Annotated in this window: 19 protein-coding genes and 3 tRNA genes; 13 read left to right on the forward strand and 9 right to left on the reverse strand. The window is 40.9% G+C overall.

The window, feature by feature from the left end:
- The first annotated feature begins 94 nt into the window (after positions 1–94).
- Positions 95–1,081, forward strand: coding sequence for a Tim44 domain-containing protein (locus FTU98_RS03590; protein WP_004971891.1), 987 nt, complete (start codon positions 95–97; stop codon positions 1,079–1,081).
- 350 nt (positions 1,082–1,431) lie between these two features.
- On the opposite strand, the gene FTU98_RS03595 is transcribed toward FTU98_RS03590, so the two are convergent.
- Positions 1,432–2,610, reverse strand: coding sequence for a trypsin-like peptidase domain-containing protein (locus tag FTU98_RS03595; protein WP_179991123.1), 1,179 nt, complete (start codon positions 2,608–2,610; stop codon positions 1,432–1,434).
- 167 nt (positions 2,611–2,777) lie between these two features.
- Between FTU98_RS03595 and FTU98_RS03600 the strand changes: the two genes are divergently transcribed.
- From FTU98_RS03600 to FTU98_RS03630, 7 genes are all read left to right on the forward strand, one after another.
- Positions 2,778–3,536: a Nif3-like dinuclear metal center hexameric protein gene (locus tag FTU98_RS03600; protein WP_004971895.1), complete on the forward strand. Its 759-nt coding sequence runs from the start codon at positions 2,778–2,780 to the stop codon at positions 3,534–3,536.
- A 181-nt stretch (positions 3,537–3,717) separates the two neighbouring features.
- Positions 3,718–4,344 carry a superoxide dismutase gene (locus FTU98_RS03605; protein WP_026438302.1) on the forward strand — a complete coding sequence of 209 codons (627 nt, stop codon included), beginning with the start codon at positions 3,718–3,720 and terminating at the stop codon, positions 4,342–4,344.
- 146 nt (positions 4,345–4,490) lie between these two features.
- A tRNA-Asn gene (locus FTU98_RS03610) sits at positions 4,491–4,566 on the forward strand.
- A gap of 6 nt (positions 4,567–4,572) precedes the next feature.
- Positions 4,573–4,648 (forward strand) — tRNA-Asn (locus FTU98_RS03615).
- A 217-nt stretch (positions 4,649–4,865) separates the two neighbouring features.
- The gene (locus FTU98_RS03620) at positions 4,866–5,168 is read left to right on the forward strand and encodes a hypothetical protein (protein ID WP_004971899.1); all 303 of its coding nucleotides are present in this window, start codon (positions 4,866–4,868) and stop codon (positions 5,166–5,168) included.
- Between the two features lie 117 nt (positions 5,169–5,285).
- A tRNA-Asn gene (locus tag FTU98_RS03625) sits at positions 5,286–5,361 on the forward strand.
- A 78-nt stretch (positions 5,362–5,439) separates the two neighbouring features.
- Entirely contained in the window at positions 5,440–5,883 is a 444-nt protein-coding gene (locus FTU98_RS03630) for a DUF2726 domain-containing protein (RefSeq protein WP_004971902.1), read from the forward strand.
- A 16-nt stretch (positions 5,884–5,899) separates the two neighbouring features.
- Here FTU98_RS03630 and FTU98_RS03635 read toward each other — a convergent pair whose 3' ends face one another.
- The 4 genes from FTU98_RS03635 to glnA all read right to left on the reverse strand — a co-directional run bounded on the left by FTU98_RS03635 (position 5,900) and on the right by glnA (position 9,358).
- Entirely contained in the window at positions 5,900–6,157 is a 258-nt protein-coding gene (locus FTU98_RS03635; RefSeq protein WP_004971904.1) for a hypothetical protein, read from the reverse strand.
- A gap of 196 nt (positions 6,158–6,353) precedes the next feature.
- Complete coding sequence (ubiA, locus tag FTU98_RS03640; protein ID WP_178318581.1) at positions 6,354–7,232, reverse strand: 4-hydroxybenzoate octaprenyltransferase; 879 nt, start codon at positions 7,230–7,232, stop codon at positions 6,354–6,356.
- A 14-nt stretch (positions 7,233–7,246) separates the two neighbouring features.
- A complete protein-coding gene (locus FTU98_RS03645) occupies positions 7,247–7,735 on the reverse strand; it encodes a chorismate lyase (protein WP_004971911.1) in 489 nt (162 codons plus the stop codon).
- A gap of 207 nt (positions 7,736–7,942) precedes the next feature.
- Positions 7,943–9,358, reverse strand: a complete 1,416-nt coding sequence (glnA, locus tag FTU98_RS03650) for a type I glutamate--ammonia ligase (protein ID WP_171287402.1) — start codon at positions 9,356–9,358, stop codon at positions 7,943–7,945.
- 874 nt (positions 9,359–10,232) lie between these two features.
- On the opposite strand from glnA, the gene FTU98_RS03655 reads away from it, so the two are divergent.
- The 5 genes from FTU98_RS03655 to folE all read left to right on the forward strand — a co-directional run bounded on the left by FTU98_RS03655 (position 10,233) and on the right by folE (position 14,057).
- Positions 10,233–10,817 (forward strand): aminodeoxychorismate/anthranilate synthase component II, encoded by a 585-nt coding sequence (locus FTU98_RS03655; protein WP_218948264.1) that lies wholly within the window; start codon positions 10,233–10,235, stop codon positions 10,815–10,817.
- Positions 10,818–10,834: 17 nt separating this feature from the next.
- Positions 10,835–11,881 (forward strand): anthranilate phosphoribosyltransferase, encoded by a 1,047-nt coding sequence (trpD, locus tag FTU98_RS03660; RefSeq protein ID WP_004971918.1) that lies wholly within the window; start codon positions 10,835–10,837, stop codon positions 11,879–11,881.
- 21 nt (positions 11,882–11,902) lie between these two features.
- Positions 11,903–12,709: an indole-3-glycerol phosphate synthase TrpC gene (trpC, locus tag FTU98_RS03665; protein WP_104853201.1), complete on the forward strand. Its 807-nt coding sequence runs from the start codon at positions 11,903–11,905 to the stop codon at positions 12,707–12,709.
- Positions 12,710–12,725: 16 nt separating this feature from the next.
- Positions 12,726–13,415, forward strand: a complete 690-nt coding sequence (locus FTU98_RS03670; RefSeq protein ID WP_104853200.1) for a Smr/MutS family protein — start codon at positions 12,726–12,728, stop codon at positions 13,413–13,415.
- Between the two features lie 93 nt (positions 13,416–13,508).
- Entirely contained in the window at positions 13,509–14,057 is a 549-nt protein-coding gene (gene folE / locus FTU98_RS03675) for a GTP cyclohydrolase I FolE (RefSeq protein WP_171062567.1), read from the forward strand.
- Between the two features lie 98 nt (positions 14,058–14,155).
- Here folE and FTU98_RS03680 read toward each other — a convergent pair whose 3' ends face one another.
- From FTU98_RS03680 to FTU98_RS03695, 4 genes are all read right to left on the reverse strand, one after another.
- A complete protein-coding gene (locus tag FTU98_RS03680; RefSeq protein ID WP_180050436.1) occupies positions 14,156–15,511 on the reverse strand; it encodes a diguanylate cyclase in 1,356 nt (451 codons plus the stop codon).
- A 105-nt stretch (positions 15,512–15,616) separates the two neighbouring features.
- Entirely contained in the window at positions 15,617–17,566 is a 1,950-nt protein-coding gene (locus FTU98_RS03685; RefSeq protein ID WP_180050439.1) for a DUF4105 domain-containing protein, read from the reverse strand.
- 93 nt (positions 17,567–17,659) lie between these two features.
- Positions 17,660–18,130: a DUF3015 family protein gene (locus tag FTU98_RS03690; RefSeq protein ID WP_104853198.1), complete on the reverse strand. Its 471-nt coding sequence runs from the start codon at positions 18,128–18,130 to the stop codon at positions 17,660–17,662.
- Between the two features lie 237 nt (positions 18,131–18,367).
- Positions 18,368–19,189 carry a DUF817 family protein gene (locus tag FTU98_RS03695; RefSeq protein WP_179991124.1) on the reverse strand — a complete coding sequence of 274 codons (822 nt, stop codon included), beginning with the start codon at positions 19,187–19,189 and terminating at the stop codon, positions 18,368–18,370.
- Positions 19,190–19,225 lie beyond the last annotated feature (36 nt).

Raw genomic sequence — 19,225 nt, forward strand, 5'->3', positions numbered from 1 at the left:
AGTTTCAAGAAAAAATATCATATTTATATTGAAATTCGCAGCAAATGCCTGCATAAATACACAGCTTAACTTTATTTTAATATAGGAAAATTTGATGGAAGTTCGACAGCGTGGTTTGATCGCAGCAATGCTCACAGCGACTTTATTGGTAGCTCCGTTAGCAGCAGAAGCAAAACGTGCAGGTGGCGGTAAAAGCCATGGCATGAGTCGTTCGGCTGCTCCAACTCAGTCTTACCAACAACCTCGTCAAACAACGCCAGCACAACAACCAACAACTGCACCAGCACAGCAAAAATCTGGTCCAGGCGTAGGTGGTATGGTTGCTGCAGGTGTTGCAGGTGCGGCAATTGGTGCGGTTGCTGCCAATGCCTTGGCCGATGATCAAGCTGCAAGTGCTGCCGAAGCGCAAGAGGAAAAAGGCGGTATTCCAAGCTGGATTTGGATTTTACTCGCTGCTGCTGTTGCCTTCTTCATTTTCCGTAAGATGGGCGCAAAAAAAAAACTAACGCCTAATCCGTATGCGCCAAATAGCGGTGCCAATCAGGCACCGTTTGCGCAAACACCACCTGCTGCAGCGCCACGTAACGACAATACCAATATTTTTGGTCAATCTGTTGGGGGGTCTGCCGCTTCTACCCAAGCGCCTTTTGGTCAAGCTGCCAATAATAACGCGCCATTTGGTGCAGCTTATACCAACAGTGGCAATCAATTGCCTGATGGTTCAGAGCCTGCAACCTTTTTACGTGTAGCGCGTCAGCGTTTTAACCATATTCAGTCTATGAACACAGCCAGTAATATCGCAGAAATTCAGCGTTATTTAACTCCTGATTTATATCAGTCGATGTATCAGGACATTATGGCAAACCAAGACCAAGATGTAGCAGAGTTTTCTAACTTGAATGCCATGGTGGTCGATTCTGCAACTGAAAATGGTCAATATGTCATAAGTGTACGCTTTACAGGTACAGTCAGCGAAGACCTGAACAGTTTACCGCAACCATTTACAGAAATTTGGCACTTTGTAAAACCTGCAGGCTCTAATCAAGACTGGTTAGTGGCAGGTATTCAGCAAGAGCAATAATTTCAATGGATCTAGAAAAACAGCGACTTCGGTTGCTGTTTTTTATGCCTTTCTTTATCTAAGTTGAGACCCATCATGTTTAAACAGCACGTTTAAATCTTCTAAGACATCAACACCGAATACATCCACACTTGCCACACAAAACCAAACCCTCGATTGATTAGATCTATCAAAAAGTATCATCATTCATCAATACAGTTTATTTAGCCCACCTTCTCTTTGTATCTACCCAGAGATAAATCAAATCACGTTATCCGTATCACTTTGGTTATTTCCAGTCGATCTTCATTTACTTAGCCAACAAAAAAGCCCTGCAAACGGGCAAGGCTAAATTGTTACTGTTAAATCTATTATTCAGGCAATGGAATAAATTGCTTATCGGTATTTTGAACTTTGCGCTCACCGACTGCGACTTCCAAATCTAAGGCTTCTTCACCACGTTCAACTGAAACAGTCACCGTCGTATGCGGTGCTTGTGCAGCAACATAATTAATTAAATGCGAGGTTGAAGTAATCGCTTCATCATTCACTTTTAAAATTTTGTCACCACGTTTTAAACCTGCTTCTGCTGCAGGGCCACCGCGCAGTACATCAGCAACCACTACACCGCCTTGTGCAGGTTCTAAAATGTTGTCTTGTTGCACAGGCAACAAACTAATACCTAACCAACCACGAACCACACGTCCATCTTTTAAAATCGAGTTTAAAACCTGCTGACAGACTTGTGCAGGAATTGCAAAGCCGATGCCCAATGAACCACCTGATTGCGAGAAAATTGCCGTATTTACCCCAATCAAATTCCCTGCCACATCAATCAATGCACCACCTGAGTTACCTGGATTAATTGCTGCATCGGTTTGAATGAAATCTTCATAGGTATTAATACCCAAGTCAGAACGTCCTGTCGCAGAAATAATCCCTTGAGTCACGGTTTGTCCCACACCAAATGGGTTACCAATCGCAAGAACTACATCGCCAACTTCATTACCACTGAGTTTAAATGGCAAGACTGGCAATTTTTCTAACTCAATTTTAATTACCGCCAAGTCCGTATCTGGGTCAGTTCCAACAACTTTTGCAACCGCACGGCGTCCATCGTGCAAAGCCACGACAATTTGTTCAGCCTGCGCGATCACATGATTATTCGTTAAAATATAACCATCTGGACGAACAATGACCCCAGACCCCAAACTGTTTTCATTTGGGCCTTGCTTAAATTGATCGGGTAACTGATTGCCAAAAAATTCACGAAATGCAGGGTCATTTAACAATGGATGATCCATTTGTTTCACTTTTTGTGTGGTAAAAATATTTACCACCGCAGGCGCTGCCACTTTAACCGCAGCGCTATACGACACCACCCCACCTGTCCGTGTTGTATCAATTAATGGTTCAACTTTCTCGGCAGGCATTTTGACCCCATCGGCAGCCACAGGCGCTTTCGGTTTTTGCAGTTGTTGCCAAGTCACAAAGCCAATAATAACCAGAATGAGTAACACCCAAGGTAACCAGGTAAAGGTCCGGCGCACGTTTTGTACCTCTAAGTAAATTTTTTTTGATGATTAAGTCATTGAATGAGCTATTGTAAAACGAAACACAAATAGAAACATAAAAAAGCCCAAGAGTTTTGTCTTGCTTTAGTTACAATACAAAATATGTTTTGATATTGGCTAAATATGTGCAATTTGAGAGAGTTATGGCGCAATTAAAAGAAATTATTCAATGGTGTGATCAAACTTTAAATACACATGAATTTAAAGATTACGCGCCCAACGGTTTACAAATTGAAGGTAAGTCTGAAGTTCAAAAAATTTTATGTGCAGTGACTGCCTCTCAAGAGGCTATTGATGCTGCTATTGCCCAAAATGCAGACTTACTGTTGGTACATCATGGCTATTTTTGGAAAGGCGAACCTTACCCAATTACAGGCATGCGCGGTAAACGCATCAAAAGTTTAATCCAGCATGATATTTCTTTGGTGGGTTATCACTTACCGCTCGATTCACACCCAAGTCTAGGCAATAATGCTGCCATTGCTGAATGTTTGGCATTAGAAAATTTGCAAGCCCTAGACCCGAGTGAACGTCATCCTATTGGTAATATTGGTTTTTTAAAGCAAGCCATGAGCGCAACCGAATTTCGTGACTATCTCACAGCGCGTTTAGGCTTTAAAACCATTCATCTTCCTGCCGAAAAAAGTCAGATTCAAAAAGTAGGGTTCTGCACGGGTGCAGCACAAGATTTTATTGGCAAAGCGGCAGAACAAGGTTGTGATGCCTTTATTTCGGGCGAAGTCAGTGAACGCACCTATTATGAAGCCAAAGAACTAGGCGTGCATTATTATGCCTGCGGACATCACGCGACTGAGCGCTATGGTGTACAACGACTCGCAAAAGCTATTTCAGAACAGTTTAATATTGAGTATAGTTATTTTGAATTAAATAACCCAATTTAATACACCGTTTCACCCAACGATTTCACTCAAATGACATCTGTGTTTAACATAGTCTTTAGATGTATACATTCGAGTCTTATTCTGTATGGTTATTTATACCTAATGCGCAATTTGATCTCGAAATCTATTACAATAGAGCCACTTAATGTTAAAACCCAGCAAAATGCAAGGAATTGAAAACATGACAACCATTACTTTACCGGCTTTACCATACGGTTACGAAGATCTTGCTCCACACATCAGCAAAGAAACTTTAGAATTCCACCACGACAAACACCACAACACTTATGTTGTGAACCTGAACAACTTGATCGCGGGTACGGAGCTTGAAGGTAAAACTTTAGACGAAATCATCAAAGCAACTGCAGGCGATGCAGCTAAAGCTGGTGTATTCAACAACGCAGCGCAAGTTTGGAACCACACGTTCTACTGGAACTGTATGGCGAAAAACGGTGGTGGTAAAGCTACTGGTGCTTTGGCTGCTAAAATTGATGAAGCTTTCGGTTCTTACGAAAAATTTGCTGAAGAATTTGCTGCTGCTGCAACAACTCAATTCGGTTCAGGTTGGGCTTGGTTAGTAGCTGACGAAGTGAATGGCAAACTTTCTATTATGAAAACTTCAAATGCTGACACACCAATGGCGCACGGCAAAGTTGCAGTATTGACGATTGACGTTTGGGAACACGCTTACTACATCGACTTCCGTAATGCACGTCCTGTTTACATCAAAACTTTCTTAGAAAGCCTTGTAAACTGGGATTACGCAAATGCGAAATACGCAGGTCAAGATGCTGGTGTAGAAAAATAATTTCTATTTTTCTGTAGAAAAACTGCTCTTTATGGGCAGTTTTTTTATTTTTGCAGATGAAATGAATATTTATAAAGCAAACAATACATTTCTGATGATGAACGTGTTGACGACTTAAACTTTCATCCCTAAAATGCCCCACAGATTCTCCAATAGCTCAGTCGGTAGAGCGACGGACTGTTAATCCGCAGGTCCCTGGTTCGAGCCCAGGTTGGAGAGCCAATCTATTCTCCCATAGCTCAGTCGGTAGAGCGACGGACTGTTAATCCGCAGGTCCCTGGTTCGAGCCCAGGTGGGAGAGCCAAGATTCTAAAAATCCCACGCAGTATGACGTGGGATTTTTTTTTGCAATTTTTATTGTTTTTATAGTGGATATGATGTTCTAAACGAATGGAACAGGCCTCACTCTCCCCTTAAATCAAAATTAAAACCATACAGTGAAGATCGGGCTATCCCCTCTTGTGATGACTCTATTTTTTCGCTAACTTAGGTTCATCAACAACAATAAAACTTGAAAGCCCATGCAAGCGCCTTGGTTAAAATCCCTGATTTTTTGGACAATTCTGATTGTGGTGATTTTTGCAATTTTTCAATGTACGCAAAAATCTGAAAGCAATAAAACTGCTGCGACACTCATGTATGAACGTCTGTATCAATGCAGTCGTGATCTGAACGCACAACAACAAGCCACCTTAAAACAAATTCAAAGCCAAGTGAAAACAGAAATGACTCAGCAAGAGATGCTGCAATTAATTAACTTATGTCGTAAAACCAACCCACCACAGACACGCGAAGATTATATAAAAGCCATTCAAGCACTCTAAAAACTGCGTTGAAACAAAGCTAGATGATTATTTTTAAAGCAGTTAATCTATAATTACGGTTTTTTTTCAATTCCAGCTTGACCAAAAACAGATACCCACATAGAATGCGTGTCAGATTCTCCCATAGCTCAGTCGGTAGAGCGACGGACTGTTAATCCGCAGGTCCCTGGTTCGAGCCCAGGTGGGAGAGCCAAAATTCTTAAAAAACCCACGCATTATGACGTGGGTTTTTTATTCCTGCTGTTTAGGGTCTAACGACACCGCATCATCTATGTTTGAATCCAGTCAATCGACTTTCTTGCTTATTGGCAGCTTGGCTAGCCTTGCCCTGTTTATCTTAATTTTTAAGCAATTATTTTTCCCCAAGAAAAACTTTTATCCTAAACCGATGATGACTGCTTTTGAACGCAGAATGTTTATGCGTTTAAAACAAGCTTTTCCTGAGCATCACATCTTGGCACAAGTGGCGTTTAGCGCATTAATCACCAACAACCACTATAAAATTCGTGCGCTGTTTAATCGTAAAGTGACTGATTTTGTGATCTTAAATGCAGAAATGCAGGTCATTGCAATTATAGAGTTAGATGACCCCTCACATATTGGCAAAGAACAGGAAGATGCAGAACGGGATGCAATGTTTCACGAGGCAGGTTATCGCGTTGTCCGATACACCGAAATTCCGAGTATCAGACAATTGCAATCAGATTTGAGCTGAAATCATCAACTCGATATTAAGGTGTAGCTTCTGAAGCGGCTTGTATCTGACTGGCCTGCTTCGCTTGTTGTTCTGCAGCTTCACGCGCTTCAATACGCGCAATAATTTCTGCCTGCTGTTGTTTATATTTTTCCTGATTTTTAGCATCACTATTAACTGCTAAAAATGCCATGCTAACCAAGAAAATAGGAATCAACAAACCTAAGCTTGCCAAGAAAATCATCTTTTTTAGGCTTGGCTTTTTTGCAGGTGCTTGCTGTTCAGACTGTGACATCATCTATTCCTAATTCAAACTTCAAAATGAGGCTCAATATATCAGAATAATGCTGATTGTGCTTTGTGCATAAGTACGCACGTTCTAATGCTCAGTTTAATTTTTAACAGCAAAAATTGATCAGCGATCGAATAAAAAAGCACCTGACCAAACTACCATCAGATGCTTTGCTCAGTTTTTTATCGCACAGAAATATTTACATTAAAGCCAATACAATTCCCACAAAAATAATCAGCCCTACCCAACGGTTATGACGAAATGCCCAAAAACAGCGTTGCGGGTCTTTATCTTTGGTTTTACTCCATTGGTATATAAAGTCTGCAACCACAACCAGTAATGCCGCTAAACCAAACGGAATCAGTAAATTTTCTAACCACAATGCCGTACCAATCAAAAGTACACTGCCCGCTTGCAACAATGAAATAATTTGAATGTCATAGCGACCAAATAAAATTGCGGTAGATTTCACCCCAATTTTCAAATCATATTCACGGTCTGTAATTGCATATTGAGTGTCATAAGCCACAGTCCACGCCAAATTGCCAAAATACAATAACCAACAAGTAAGATCAGGCGTTGCACCTACAGCGGTATAAGCCATAGGGATAGACCATGAAAATGCCGCTCCCAAGAACACTTGCGGTAAATGAGTGTAGCGTTTCATAAATGGATAAATAAACGCTAAAAATAATGCCCCAAATGACCAATAAAAAGTTTCAATCGGTAAGAACAACAACATGGCTGCGCTAAGTGCAACCAAACCCAAGAATACATAAATGGCTTCTTTGGCACTAATCACACCCGTGGCTAAAGGACGTGTTTTGGTACGCTCCACATGACCATCCACCTTACGGTCAGCAAAGTCATTAATGGCACAGCCTGCAGCGCGCATAAAAATTGTGCCCAGAATCATAGGGATTAATATCCCGATAGACGGCATGCCCTGATTAGCAATCCACAAGGCCCACATGGTTGGCCAAAACACCAGTTCTGTGCCAATCGGTTTATCGAAACGACACAAATAATAATATGCTTCTAAACGCTCACGCCACGTGATCTGCTGTGCCAATGCCATACCAATCTCGTATCTTAATGTTGTTGAATAAATTGCTCAAAACGCGGTAAAAAAGTTTCTTGCACAATAAATTTACAGCCATGCCAAGTATAGCAACTCTGTCGTGTCCAGCCTTCATCGAGCAAAACCACACGCCTTTGACACAACGGATTGGTACGCTGAAATAAAAACCAGCCAATGGGTTTATTGCCAATATGCTGAAATAAACGGGCTTTGCTTTGCAAACTTAGAATCGGAAAAATACTTTTGGCTTTGACCCATGGCTGTTCATCACACCCATATAAATAGCTTTCACGCACCCATGAAGTGTGCCAATGTGGCATTTGCATCCACTGGGCATCTTGTAAATTTAAACGCTGAAAAGATTGCTGCAGTGGTTCAACTTTAAATTGTCCGCCTGCGAGCTGAGTCAGTTGTTGGGTCAAAGAACCTGCTGCATATAGCCATGTTTTTAATTCAGAAGGCAGATTTGCCTGCTTGGGAAAAATAGGCTGTGTTCGCATGTTCCGCCACCTTAACAAGATAGCCTAGTGTAGCCCAAATTTAGGCAAAGTTTTGTGACCGATGGCGCAATTCCCTGCAATTATCCAAAAAAATTAAGCGAATTCTTATATTTTGATAAAATCCATGCCAATTCAAAACCATGATTGCACCATCTAAAACAAAAAACCCGCCGAAGCGGGTTTTTCAAATTTAAGATTTTTGATGTATTACAAGCTGTAGTACATATCAAATTCAACTGGGTGAGTCGTCGTGTTCAAACGACGTACATCTTCAGTTTTCAATTCGATATAAGCATCAAGCATGTCTTTGGTGAATACACCACCTTTTAATAAATAGTCGTGATCTTCTTTCAAAGCATCAAGCGCCATTTCTAGGTTGTGTGCCACAGTTGGGATTTTTGCTTCTTCTTCAGGCGGAAGGTCATACAAGTTTTTATCTGCAGCTTCACCTGGGTGAATCTTGTTTTGAATACCGTCAAGACCCGCCATCAACAATGCCGCAAAACCTAAGTACGGGTTCATCATTGGATCAGGGAAACGCGCTTCAATACGTTTGCCTTTCGGGCTAGACACGTAAGGAATACGAATAGATGCAGAACGGTTACGCGCTGAGTAAGCCAACATAATTGGTGCTTCAAAGTGCGGTACTAAACGCTTATATGAGTTGGTCGATGGGTTAGTCAACGCGTTCAAAGAGCGGGCATGTTTGATAATACCGCCAATGAAGTACAACGCCATTTCTGACAAACCTGCGTATTCATCGCCTGCGAATAAGTTTTTGCCATCTTTAGAGATAGACATGTGTACGTGCATACCTGAACCGTTATCGCCTACCATTGGTTTAGGCATAAAGGTTGCAGTTTTTGCATATTGATGCGCAACGTTCCAAACTGCATATTTGAACTGTTGCACTTCGTCAGCCTTACGCACCATAGTATTGAAGCTCACACCAATTTCTAACTGGCAAGATGCAACTTCATGGTGATGTACTTCTACACGACCAGGCCCCATGATTTCTTCAATTTTTGCACACATATCTGCACGCATATCTTGAGAAGAATCTACTGGTGGTACTGGGAAATAACCGCCTTTCACACGTGGACGGTGACCTGAGTTACCAGCTTCGTAGTCTTTACCTGTAGACCATGCAGCTTCTTCAGCGATTAATGTGTGGCGCGCGCCAGACATATCGATGTCCCATTTTACTTCGTCAAATACAAAGAATTCTGGTTCTGGGCCAAAGAAAGCAGTATCACCAATACCTGTCGATTTTAAATATTCTTCAGCACGGCGAGCAATAGAGCGTGGATCGCGGTCATAGCCTTGACCTGTCGATGGTTCGATAACATCACACGTTACAACCACTGTTGGTTCTGCAAAGAACGGGTCAATAAAACCTGTGTTGGCATCTGGGCGTAAGATCATGTCTGATGCTTCGATTCCTTTCCAGCCTTCAATTGAAGAACCATCAAACATTTTACCGTCTTCAAAGGTATCTTCATCGATACTGTCTGCAGGATAAGTTACGTGCTGCTCTTTACCCTTAGTATCTGTAAAGCGGAAATCGACCCATTTTGCACCACTTTCTTGGATGAGTTGAAGGACCTTGTTCGCCATGCTCATTTTGCTCCGATGTTTTTTGTTGCACCCGAAAGTGCGTGTTAGTAGTTGGCAGTTATTAAGCAATTAGCGTACCAACTTTTAAAAGCAAAGCTAAAACCATGAATTCCGTATGAGAATACATCATTTAAAAAAATTACTTTGTCTCTATTATACTGTCAGAAATACGATTTGCACCATATTCAAACACTGTTCATTTGATTTGATTTAAAACTGCAAAACATAGCACCATTTTAGTGCATTTATGTTTTATTTCTGTTGAATTGTAGATCAAAAAATAGCTCAAACTGTATCTATGCAAGCATTTTGCTGTGCCAAGCTTGCATTGAGCAATGCAAATTGTCCGACCAATCTTAAACAACACTTTATTTTTTATTGAGCAAAAATAATAAGATCGTTTAAAAATCCTAAACCTGTATTATTTTCGATCAAGCTGATTGAAAATATCTATACTGCAGATTTGTATTTTCTATCGAAACGCTGCACTCAAACTACCTGACGTGAACCGCTAATAACATGCGCCATGATGCTACTTTTTAGCGCATTTTTTATGCTGTCTTAAGTGTGAAGCTAAAATATGACTGGTGAATGACCCTGTTTGATCATGTGTTCATTTCTTTCAGATCAAACCTGAACATTGCGCAGCAAGCTTTGAAAATCTATAAATTGGTGAATGCGCTGATAAGCTTTAACAGGGATTATCATATAAATAGTCCGCAGAAAATGCTTATTTTTTGCTATGATGATAAGCGCTTCCTTATTCCACCTTCTTTTCGACAAGAAAAATAAAGTCCTTTCTCGTTATAGGCGCAGGAATAAAGCAAATTATCTCAGACTCTTTAGCACTTAAAGTGTTCAATTTTCAATAGGTTAGCTCATGCTTTTAATGATCGACAACTATGACTCTTTTACCTACAACATCGTCCAGTATTTTGGCGAGTTAAATCAGGATGTAAAAGTCGTTCGTAATGATGCCGTGACATTAGAAGATATTGAGCGATGGCAACCCAAGTATTTGGTGATTGGCCCAGGCCCTTGTTCTCCATCTGAAGCAGGGATTTCTATTCCTGCAATTCAGCATTTTGCAGGCAAAATTCCGTTACTGGGTGTGTGTTTAGGACACCAAAGTATCGGACAAGCCTTTGGTGGAAACATTGTGCGCGCTAAAACCGTGATGCATGGTCGTTTATCGGATATGTACCACAGCAACACAGGTATTTTTAGCAATCTGCCTTCACCATTTTCTGCAACCCGTTACCACTCTTTGGTGATTGATCAAGCAACCTTGCCAGATTGTCTGGAAGTGACATGCTGGACCAAAGAAGCAGATGGTTCGATGGAAGAAATTATGGGCGTGAAGCACAAAACTTTGCCTGTTGAAGGCGTGCAATTTCACCCCGAATCGATCCTGAGCCAACACGGTCATCAAATCTTTAAAAACTTTTTGGAAATTTACGCATAATGAGCGAGTCAAATCACATGAATATTCAACAAGCACTCAACCATATTACAAAACAAATTCACCTGACTCAGCCTCAAATGGAAGATGTGATGCGCGCGATTATGTCGGGCGAAGCAACAGACGCTCAAATTGGTGCATTGATGATGGGCTTACGCTTAAAAGGCGAAAGCATTGATGAAATTACTGCTGCTGCACGTGTAATGCGTGAATTTGCCATCAAAATTGATGTCAGCGATATTCCTTACCTCGTAGATATTGTTGGTACAGGTGGCGATGGTCAAAACCTATTTAACGTATCTACCGCCTCTTCCTTTGTCATTGCAGCTGCAGGTGCAACCATTGCCAAACACGGTAACCGTGGGGTTTCAACCAAATCAGGCTCATCTGACTTACTTGAGCAAGCAGGCATTAATCTTGATTTAAACATGCAACAAACTGAACGCTGTATTCGTGAAATGGGCGTAGGTTTCTTGTTTGCACCGAATCATCACAAAGCCATGAAATATGCGGTTACCCCGCGTAAAGAGTTGGGTATTCGCAGTATTTTCAACTTGCTTGGGCCATTGACTAACCCTGCGGGTGTAAAGCGTTTTGTCATTGGGGTGTTTAGCAATGAATTATGCCGCCCGATTGCAGAAGTGATGAAACAGCTCGGTGCTGAGCATGTCATGGTGGTGCATTCTAAAGATGGTTTAGATGAAATTAGCCTTGCTTCGAGCACTTATGTTGCAGAACTCAAAGATGGTGAAATTACCGAATGGGAACTTACCCCTGAAAGCGTGGGAATTGAATCTCAAACTTTAACAGGACTGATTGTAGAAAACTCTGCTGAAAGCTTGAGTTTGATTAAAGATGCTTTAGGCAAAAACAAATCAGATAAAGGCGAAAAAGCGGCCAATATGATTGCACTCAATGCGGGTGCGGGTATCTATGTTTCGGGTCTAACTACAAGCTACAAACAAGGTGTCGCTTTGGCACATGACATTATTTATGGTGGACAAGCTTTGGAAAAAATGGGCGTGTTGTCTGAATTTACCAAAACGCTCAAACAGTACGAAGCATAAAGCAAATCAGGAAGGTGCATCATGGTGGATATTAGCAATACCATTTTAGGTAAAATTGTAGAACGTAAAAAAGAAGAGTTTGCCGAGCGTTTAAAACAACGCAGTTATGCAGACCTAGAACAATTGGCACGTGCAGCAACACCTGCACGTGGCTTTGCACAAGCCTTGCATAACAAACGCCCAGCGGTGATTGCGGAAATTAAAAAAGCATCACCATCTAAAGGCATTATTCGTGAAAACTTTGACCCTGCCGAAATTGCACAGCAATATGAAGCCGCAGGCGCAGCCTGTTTATCTGTGCTGACTGATGTCGATTTCTTTCAGGGTGCAGATGAAAATATTCAGATTGCCCGTTCACACTGTAACTTGCCTGCTCTGCGTAAAGATTTCTTGATTGATCCGTATGGTGTGGTAGAAGCACGTGCCTTACACGCAGACTGTGTGTTATTGATTGTGTCTTGCCTATCTGACCAACAGTTGGAAGAAATGTCGGAAACGGCTTTTGAACATCACTTAGATGTGTTGGTTGAAGTGCATGATGAAAATGAATTGGAACGTGCTTTGAATCTTTCAGAGCGTTGTATTTTAGGGGTCAATAACCGAAATTTAAAAACCTTTGAAGTCGATTTAAACACCTCATTGCGTTTAAAAAACTTGTTGCCGCCTGCGCGTTTATTGGTCACTGAAAGTGGTATCGCCACACCAGAAGATGTCCGCATGATGCAAGACCATGAGATTCACAGTTTCTTGGTCGGTGAAAGTTTTATGAAACAAGCACGTCCTGACCATGCCTTTACGGCACTGTTTGGTCAGCCTGAAAATCTATAATCCAATTTGAAATACCATGAGTAAACATGATTCTTCGCTTTCTAAAGAACAGTACAATTTACTAAAATCTTTTAAAAAGCAAATCACTCAGCCTCATACTTCAAGCATTGCCAAGCCGTCTGAACCCAAAGTTCAGACGCCTGAGCAACAACAGGAAGATGATCTCGCATTGTTTCGTCAGCAAATGCAAGGCGTTCAAAAAATGGACGCAGGCAATATTGCAAAAATCGAACACACTGCCAAGAAAAAACCAGATGCCCAAACGCTGGCCAAACGTGCAGCAGCCATAGGCCCTATGGAAACCGATGATACCTTGCTGTCCGATACGCAAGCCATGCTTAACCCTGTGGGCAGCCAAGCTTCGCTGAGCTATCGCATTGCAACTTTGCAACATAAAGTCTTTGAAGATTTAAAAGCAGGCAACTTACGCTGGTTTGAAGCTGTTGATTTGCACGGTTGTACGGTAGAAGAAGCGCGGGTAGCCGTTTTGCAAATCATTCAAATGGCTAAAGATGAAAACCAGAACGTGATTAAAATTGTGCATGGCAAAGGCCCTGAAGCCATTTTAAAAACTTATGTAAATGGCTGGCTGCGTCAGCATCGTGATGTTTTGGCTTTTGTGAGTGCGCCTGAAAAACAAGGTGGCACTGGTGCAGTTTTAGTGTTGCTTAAACGCAGCGAAAAGAACCCAAAGTTTAAACAGTAATCGGTTTCATCTTTTAAACAAGGCATTGCAATAGTTTTCTGTTACAATGCCGACCTTGTTCAATATCAGTGTAAGTGAACACGTCTTATGTCTATGCAGCAATCCTACGCAAACATCCTAACCGCCGTTGGTGAAGATCTTAATCGTCCAGGTCTAAAAGATACGCCGATGCGTGCTGCTAAAGCTTTTTCGTATTTAACTTCGGGCTATAGCCAAACCTTAGCCGAAGTGACCAATAATGCCGTATTTCCATCCGACAACCGTGAAATGGTCTTGGTGAAAAATATTGAGTTCTACTCACTGTGTGAACATCATTTATTGCCATTTTATGGTCGCGTGCATATCGCCTATTTACCTGAAGGTAATGTTTTAGGCTTGTCTAAATTTGCCCGTATTACCGAAATGTTTGCACGTCGTTTGCAAATTCAGGAAAATCTGACTCAGCAAATTGCGGAAGCTGTGGCTGAAGTGACCAAAGCACGCGGTGTTGCTGTGGTGATTGATTCAGCCCATATGTGCATGATGATGCGCGGTGTAGGCAAACAGGAATCGACCACACGTACCGTATCTTTTGTAGGTGACTTTAAAACAGATAAAGAAGCCCGTCGTGAATTTTTAAGTGCGGTGCCTGAGAGTTTTTAAATTGTGGCTAAGTTCCTCAATCAAATAAAAAATCCCGAAATTTATGTTCGGGATTTTTGGGTTTTAGATTAAAAAATTAGCTTGATACATCTTCAGATTCAACCTACAGACACATTGTTGCGTCCATTATTTTTTGCCATATACAAGGCTTTATCCACTTCTTCAAAAAAACGTTGATAGTCTGGATGCCCATCATATTCATGCACACCTATACTAATGGTAAAGTTAAATTCTTCACCTGTTGATGTTTTTAATGTGGCTTTTTCGACACGTTTACGAATATTTTCAGCGACTACCAAGGCACGATCAATGGTGGTATCAATCTGTAACAGTAAAAATTCTTCGCCGCCAATTCTGAAGGCATAGTCACTGCCTTTTGCATATTGCAAAATCACATCAGCTAAAAACTGTAATGCATCATCTCCTGCTGCATGTCCATAACGGTCATTGATTGATTTAAAATGATCGGCATCTATCGCCAACAATGTTAAAGGCGAATTATTTTTTCGTGAAAAATTAATTTCACGGGACACGATGGTATTTAAATAACGGCGGTTGAGCAGTTGAGTTAAGGCATCATTGCCTGAATTGATATATTCAGACACCTGAAAAATTTGATCGACTAAATGCAAAATTTCACGATTCTTGGCACGAATGGATTGAATCATTTCAATTGCCTGTGCCTGACTTTCACATTGACCAATTTTCTGAATTAATTCATCCACCTGAAAAATAAATTCAGTAATAGTTTGTACTTGTTCCGAACTTGAAAATGCATAAGCCGCTTTATGAATAAACCATAAACCAAATTCTGTTTTAGATAAAATCGGTTGCGTCATTTTGGTGTGATCGGACACCACCTGAAACATCAGTTCATTTTCCCAATCCAGCAAAGTTCCGCGTTGTCGATCTTTGTGCACGGCAACATCTTGCATGGCAGAAAATAAGCGATAGGTATGTTTCATATCATTATGTACTTCGACCTTCATTTCATAAGATCGGCACATAATTTCTGTGGCAAAGCATAAAATTTGGCTTAAATAATTAAACTGATTTAAGTTGCTATTGGCTTCTGTTGCAAAAAACTCAAAAGCCTTTTTTATAATAACGCGCACACCACGAATAATCAGCCAAGATGGAATTTGTACACGTGCATGCACATCGCCCACTTTAAATTGCTTTTCTACAATCTCGTTATAATTGTGTTGAAACGGAACTTCAAAACTGGAAATTAGCCACTGATATAAAGAGTTTTTTAAGCGATTCTTCACCATCTCTGCAGACAAAAATTCTGTCGCATGTTCTTCAAGCAACATTTGCTGATAGAACTCGATCACAAAATCTTCTGCATGTGCTTGAATAAACTGGAATGTCGCTTGCAAATCTTCTGGCTTAAATTGCTCGCAAATTGACTTCCATTGCTCTGCAAGCTCATGCGTACACTCTTGATACATCCACAACAACCCAGCCAAAAGAAACTGCTAAATTTTAACGGGTTTCACCAGCAACTCAACTTGTTTAGCTGGTTTTTTACAATTCAGTATAAATTCAACAGCTCTTTAAAAAAAATGCACATAGCCTAAACTGGTCTTGTTCCAGTCCTGTTTGTCCTGTTGTTGATATTCCCAACCCAATCGCAACACATGCTGCGGGTTGAGTACATATTGCAACTGGCTGTTCAGCTTAAATTGCCATTGGTGACGATCTTCCCAATACGGTAATTCAAGCTGAACCAAACTATTCATGCGTGCTGACCAGATATTTTGACAACCCAGTGTTGGGCCAATTCCAACACGCCAGCCTTTGTCTAAAGCCTTACCCGCTTGCACATGATTTTGAATTTGCACATAACACAAATGTTCACGCGCTTGATTAGCCACGCTATAACCAAACTGTGTTTTTAAACTTAAAACACCATGCTGTTCCGTTTCGCTAAAAGCCCCGTGCGAATTCAGGGCTTCTTGCTGCCAACCCAAATTAAAGCCCCAACTAAGTGGTGTTTTAAATGCGGTCATTGGGTTATAAGAGTTCACCGAGAGTAAATCTAACTGATTCAGTTTTAAGCGGTCTTCACGATATTGCACAGAAGCTTCTAAAAAGTTGAGTTGCGTCCCTGTACGAAAACCACCTTGCGGATCAAGTAAGTCATGGTAAGCCTGTCGATGACTCAACTCTACAAAATGCTCGCCTTGCACCTCGCCAGTACGCACAGCAAAGCTTCGTGCATGATGCCCCTGCACAGGATCGACCTGAGGGCGTGCGACATCCTGACGTTGTTTTTCTAAATTGATCTGACTTCTTAAACTTAAAATTTGTCTCAGTCGCGGTTGTGCAATTTTGGCTTCAATTTTGCGTCCAATCAGTTTCAGATACAAATCGTCATAAGCCATTTCCAGAATTTTAGCTTGATCGATTTGGCTGTGATTTTGCAAAACTGCCGCCACATTTTCAGGTTCTGCTTCGGCCACTTGATGGGCAGTTTTTGCCAACGCTGTGCCATGTTGTCTAGCTTGCGCCAATAACTGAGTTTCCAAAGCAGGACGATAGACAACATCTGCCACTAAATTTTCCTGCTCTACAGCTTTTAGTGTTTCAATTGGAATAGATGCGACTCTAAACTGCTGCTGTAAATTCAGCTCAGGGCGCACCAAATCCATTAAACCCAATAAGCGATAGGCACAATTATCACTGATAAAATAATACGGAAATTGCACATGCTTCATTTCCCAAATGTGCTGCACTAAAAATGTGGTTTCCTGCTCATTCAGTGCCAGTTCATATTCCCACAAATCTCGGCTTTCTAAATCGCCATATTCTTTTACTTTGCGGTAATACGGCATCAGTGAATATTCACCCGGATATTGCCCTGTAAGTCCTTTCCATGCATAAGACCAACCTTCGCTGCCCGTTACCGTTGCTGCATAATTGACAGCATAAGAAATTAAATTCAGTTGTTTTTGATCTTTTGGGTCTAAGCGCAATAAAGTATGCCCAAACATAGAACTTGGATTGCCCATAAAGTCTGTGGCATAAATCAGCACTGCTTTATAAGGTTTAATTTGTCCAATCCATTCGTCCAATTCAGGACATTGCACCTGTGCCAAATCTTGTTGAGGAATTTGTAATTGTTCAATTAACCAGCGGCTACGTGCAGGAAATTTACACTGCACCGATTGATTGGCAGGCGCTATTTCAAATAATGCCTGCACATTGCGAAGTAACTCTTGGTTTAAATTGCTTCCGCCTTGTTCCGACACAAAATAGCCTGCATATTGCACTTCACTTTTGCCTTGCTGCGCATACATTAAACGCTGCCAAGTCACCTGTTCTGCCAAGTGTAGGTCTTTGGCTTTTTGCACATAATGTGCGGAAGATATTGCTAATTTATTTGTATTTTGTACTGTAGAAGTGGCTGTAAGTGGCTGAATCTGTATTGGAGATATTTCAGGAGATAACGCAAAAACCGTAGGAGATAAAAAAACTAAACTACTTAAAATAATGGATTTCATGGACATTTTATAAATTTTATATACATATTCAGGCTTAAACGTATTCTTGTGCTATAAAAAAGCCCTGCGAATAATGCAGGGCTTTATTCAAACTTAAACGTATGCTTTTAAAACGTCATCATTCGCCATCACGCTCTGTAAAGATGCCAATACTTCTAAAGAAGTCTGGTTTTCTGCAGAATAAATAGATGCAAAGTTTTGCTTAGAAACCGCAAAGAAATGTGCTTTATCTTCTGCTTTAATGCTTAATAATTCAGCCAATACGTTCAAGCTTTCGCCTTCACCAACTGCCATATCGCGTGCCAATGTTTCAGCATTTTCATTGGTAAATGTCACAACTTGTGCAGTTACTGTACCTGTACCGCTACAACCTAAAGTACCAAATGTGATACCAAACAATTGGTTTGCAAAAATACCGTTTGTAGTTGCTGCTAAAATTTTTGCAACTTTGCCAGACTGACCTGCCCAAACTTGAGAACCGATACCACAACCTGCATCACGGTCTGCAAATGCTGCTGTAGAACCCACTGCCAAGACAGCAGCCAATGCTAATTTTTTAATCATCGCCTTACTCCAGAGATTTATTATTCGAAAAATTATGCTTCGAATCGTTATTCTTTATTGCTATGTGTAATTTTTATTACACTATTTTAAGATAGCGAGATGTCACTCAGAAGGCAAAACATTTATCACAAAATCAGGCATTATTTTTGTGCATTTTTGTAGCGTCGATTGGTTTTTAGCTTAAAGATTGGTCTTAAATTTGAAAATAGATTTTAGTGTTGAAGATAGCATTTAGATTTACAGCTGCTGTTGATCCTCAGTTTTCAGTGTCCACTGCCCTTCTGCATCGCGATAACCCAAAATTTTCATGACCAGAACCAGACTCAGTAACAGCAATAAATACCAAGAACCGAGTTTGCCCCAGCCGACCATGTGCCACGCATCGACCTGACTTGGATACAACCATATTTGATAAAAGGTGCTAATGTTTTCTGCGACCCAAATAATAAAAGCCAAAAGCATCAATACAGGCAACATGGGCAGTTGTAATTGAGACCGTTGTAATTGAAAACGAATTTTGGTTTTCCAGAAAATCACAACGCTCCACGCAAACAAGCCATAACGAATATCGGGGATAAAAAACTTGCTCATGAAGTTGATGTACGACAACACTGCCAAGGCCATCATATTGCTAAAAGTCGGCAAATTCCGTAAAGATACCCGATACAAACGCAAAGAACGCGCAAAGAAACTGCCAACTGCAGAATACATAAAGCCTGCAAAAAGCGGTACGGTCATAATTTTAAAGACAGCAGGTTGAGGATATTGCCACGATGCAATTTGTGGATGAGTTAAAAAAATTTCCATGATCATCGCTAAAATATGAAACAAAGCGATGACTTTGGCTTCTGCCCAAGATTCCAGTTTTAAATATAAAAGACAAACTTGAATAATTAAGGCATAGAATAATAAATAGTCGTAACGGAAAAATCCGAAATATTCCTGACTGCCCATTGAAGCAGTCAGGGCAAATGCAATCAGCAATAAAATTCCAAATAAGGCAGCCGAAGCTGCCTTAGTCGAAAACTCAAGTCCTGACTTTAGCCATGTTATCCACATGATGTGACAACCTGACTGAAGCTGAGATTACACCGA

Source organism: Acinetobacter sp. YH12211 (genome assembly GCF_013418015.1).
Classification (GTDB): Bacteria; Pseudomonadota; Gammaproteobacteria; order Pseudomonadales; family Moraxellaceae; genus Acinetobacter; species Acinetobacter towneri.

Coding starts and splice junctions, on each gene's coding strand:
- FTU98_RS03590 (WP_004971891.1), top strand. CDS start 95: ATGGAAGTTCGACAGCGTGGTTTGATCGCAGCAATGCTCACAGCGACT.
- FTU98_RS03600 (WP_004971895.1), top strand. CDS start 2,778: ATGGCGCAATTAAAAGAAATTATTCAATGGTGTGATCAAACTTTAAAT.
- FTU98_RS03605 (WP_026438302.1), top strand. CDS start 3,718: ATGACAACCATTACTTTACCGGCTTTACCATACGGTTACGAAGATCTT.
- FTU98_RS03620 (WP_004971899.1), top strand. CDS start 4,866: ATGCAAGCGCCTTGGTTAAAATCCCTGATTTTTTGGACAATTCTGATT.
- FTU98_RS03630 (WP_004971902.1), top strand. CDS start 5,440: ATGTTTGAATCCAGTCAATCGACTTTCTTGCTTATTGGCAGCTTGGCT.
- FTU98_RS03635 (WP_004971904.1), bottom strand. CDS start 6,157: ATGTCACAGTCTGAACAGCAAGCACCTGCAAAAAAGCCAAGCCTAAAA.
- ubiA (WP_178318581.1), bottom strand. CDS start 7,232: ATGGCATTGGCACAGCAGATCACGTGGCGTGAGCGTTTAGAAGCATAT.
- FTU98_RS03645 (WP_004971911.1), bottom strand. CDS start 7,735: ATGCGAACACAGCCTATTTTTCCCAAGCAGGCAAATCTGCCTTCTGAA.
- glnA (WP_171287402.1), bottom strand. CDS start 9,358: ATGAGCATGGCGAACAAGGTCCTTCAACTCATCCAAGAAAGTGGTGCA.
- FTU98_RS03655 (WP_218948264.1), top strand. CDS start 10,233: ATGCTTTTAATGATCGACAACTATGACTCTTTTACCTACAACATCGTC.
- trpD (WP_004971918.1), top strand. CDS start 10,835: ATGAATATTCAACAAGCACTCAACCATATTACAAAACAAATTCACCTG.
- trpC (WP_104853201.1), top strand. CDS start 11,903: ATGGTGGATATTAGCAATACCATTTTAGGTAAAATTGTAGAACGTAAA.
- FTU98_RS03670 (WP_104853200.1), top strand. CDS start 12,726: ATGAGTAAACATGATTCTTCGCTTTCTAAAGAACAGTACAATTTACTA.
- folE (WP_171062567.1), top strand. CDS start 13,509: ATGCAGCAATCCTACGCAAACATCCTAACCGCCGTTGGTGAAGATCTT.
- FTU98_RS03680 (WP_180050436.1), bottom strand. CDS start 15,511: ATGTATCAAGAGTGTACGCATGAGCTTGCAGAGCAATGGAAGTCAATT.
- FTU98_RS03685 (WP_180050439.1), bottom strand. CDS start 17,566: ATGAAATCCATTATTTTAAGTAGTTTAGTTTTTTTATCTCCTACGGTT.
- FTU98_RS03690 (WP_104853198.1), bottom strand. CDS start 18,130: ATGATTAAAAAATTAGCATTGGCTGCTGTCTTGGCAGTGGGTTCTACA.
- FTU98_RS03695 (WP_179991124.1), bottom strand. CDS start 19,189: ATGTGGATAACATGGCTAAAGTCAGGACTTGAGTTTTCGACTAAGGCA.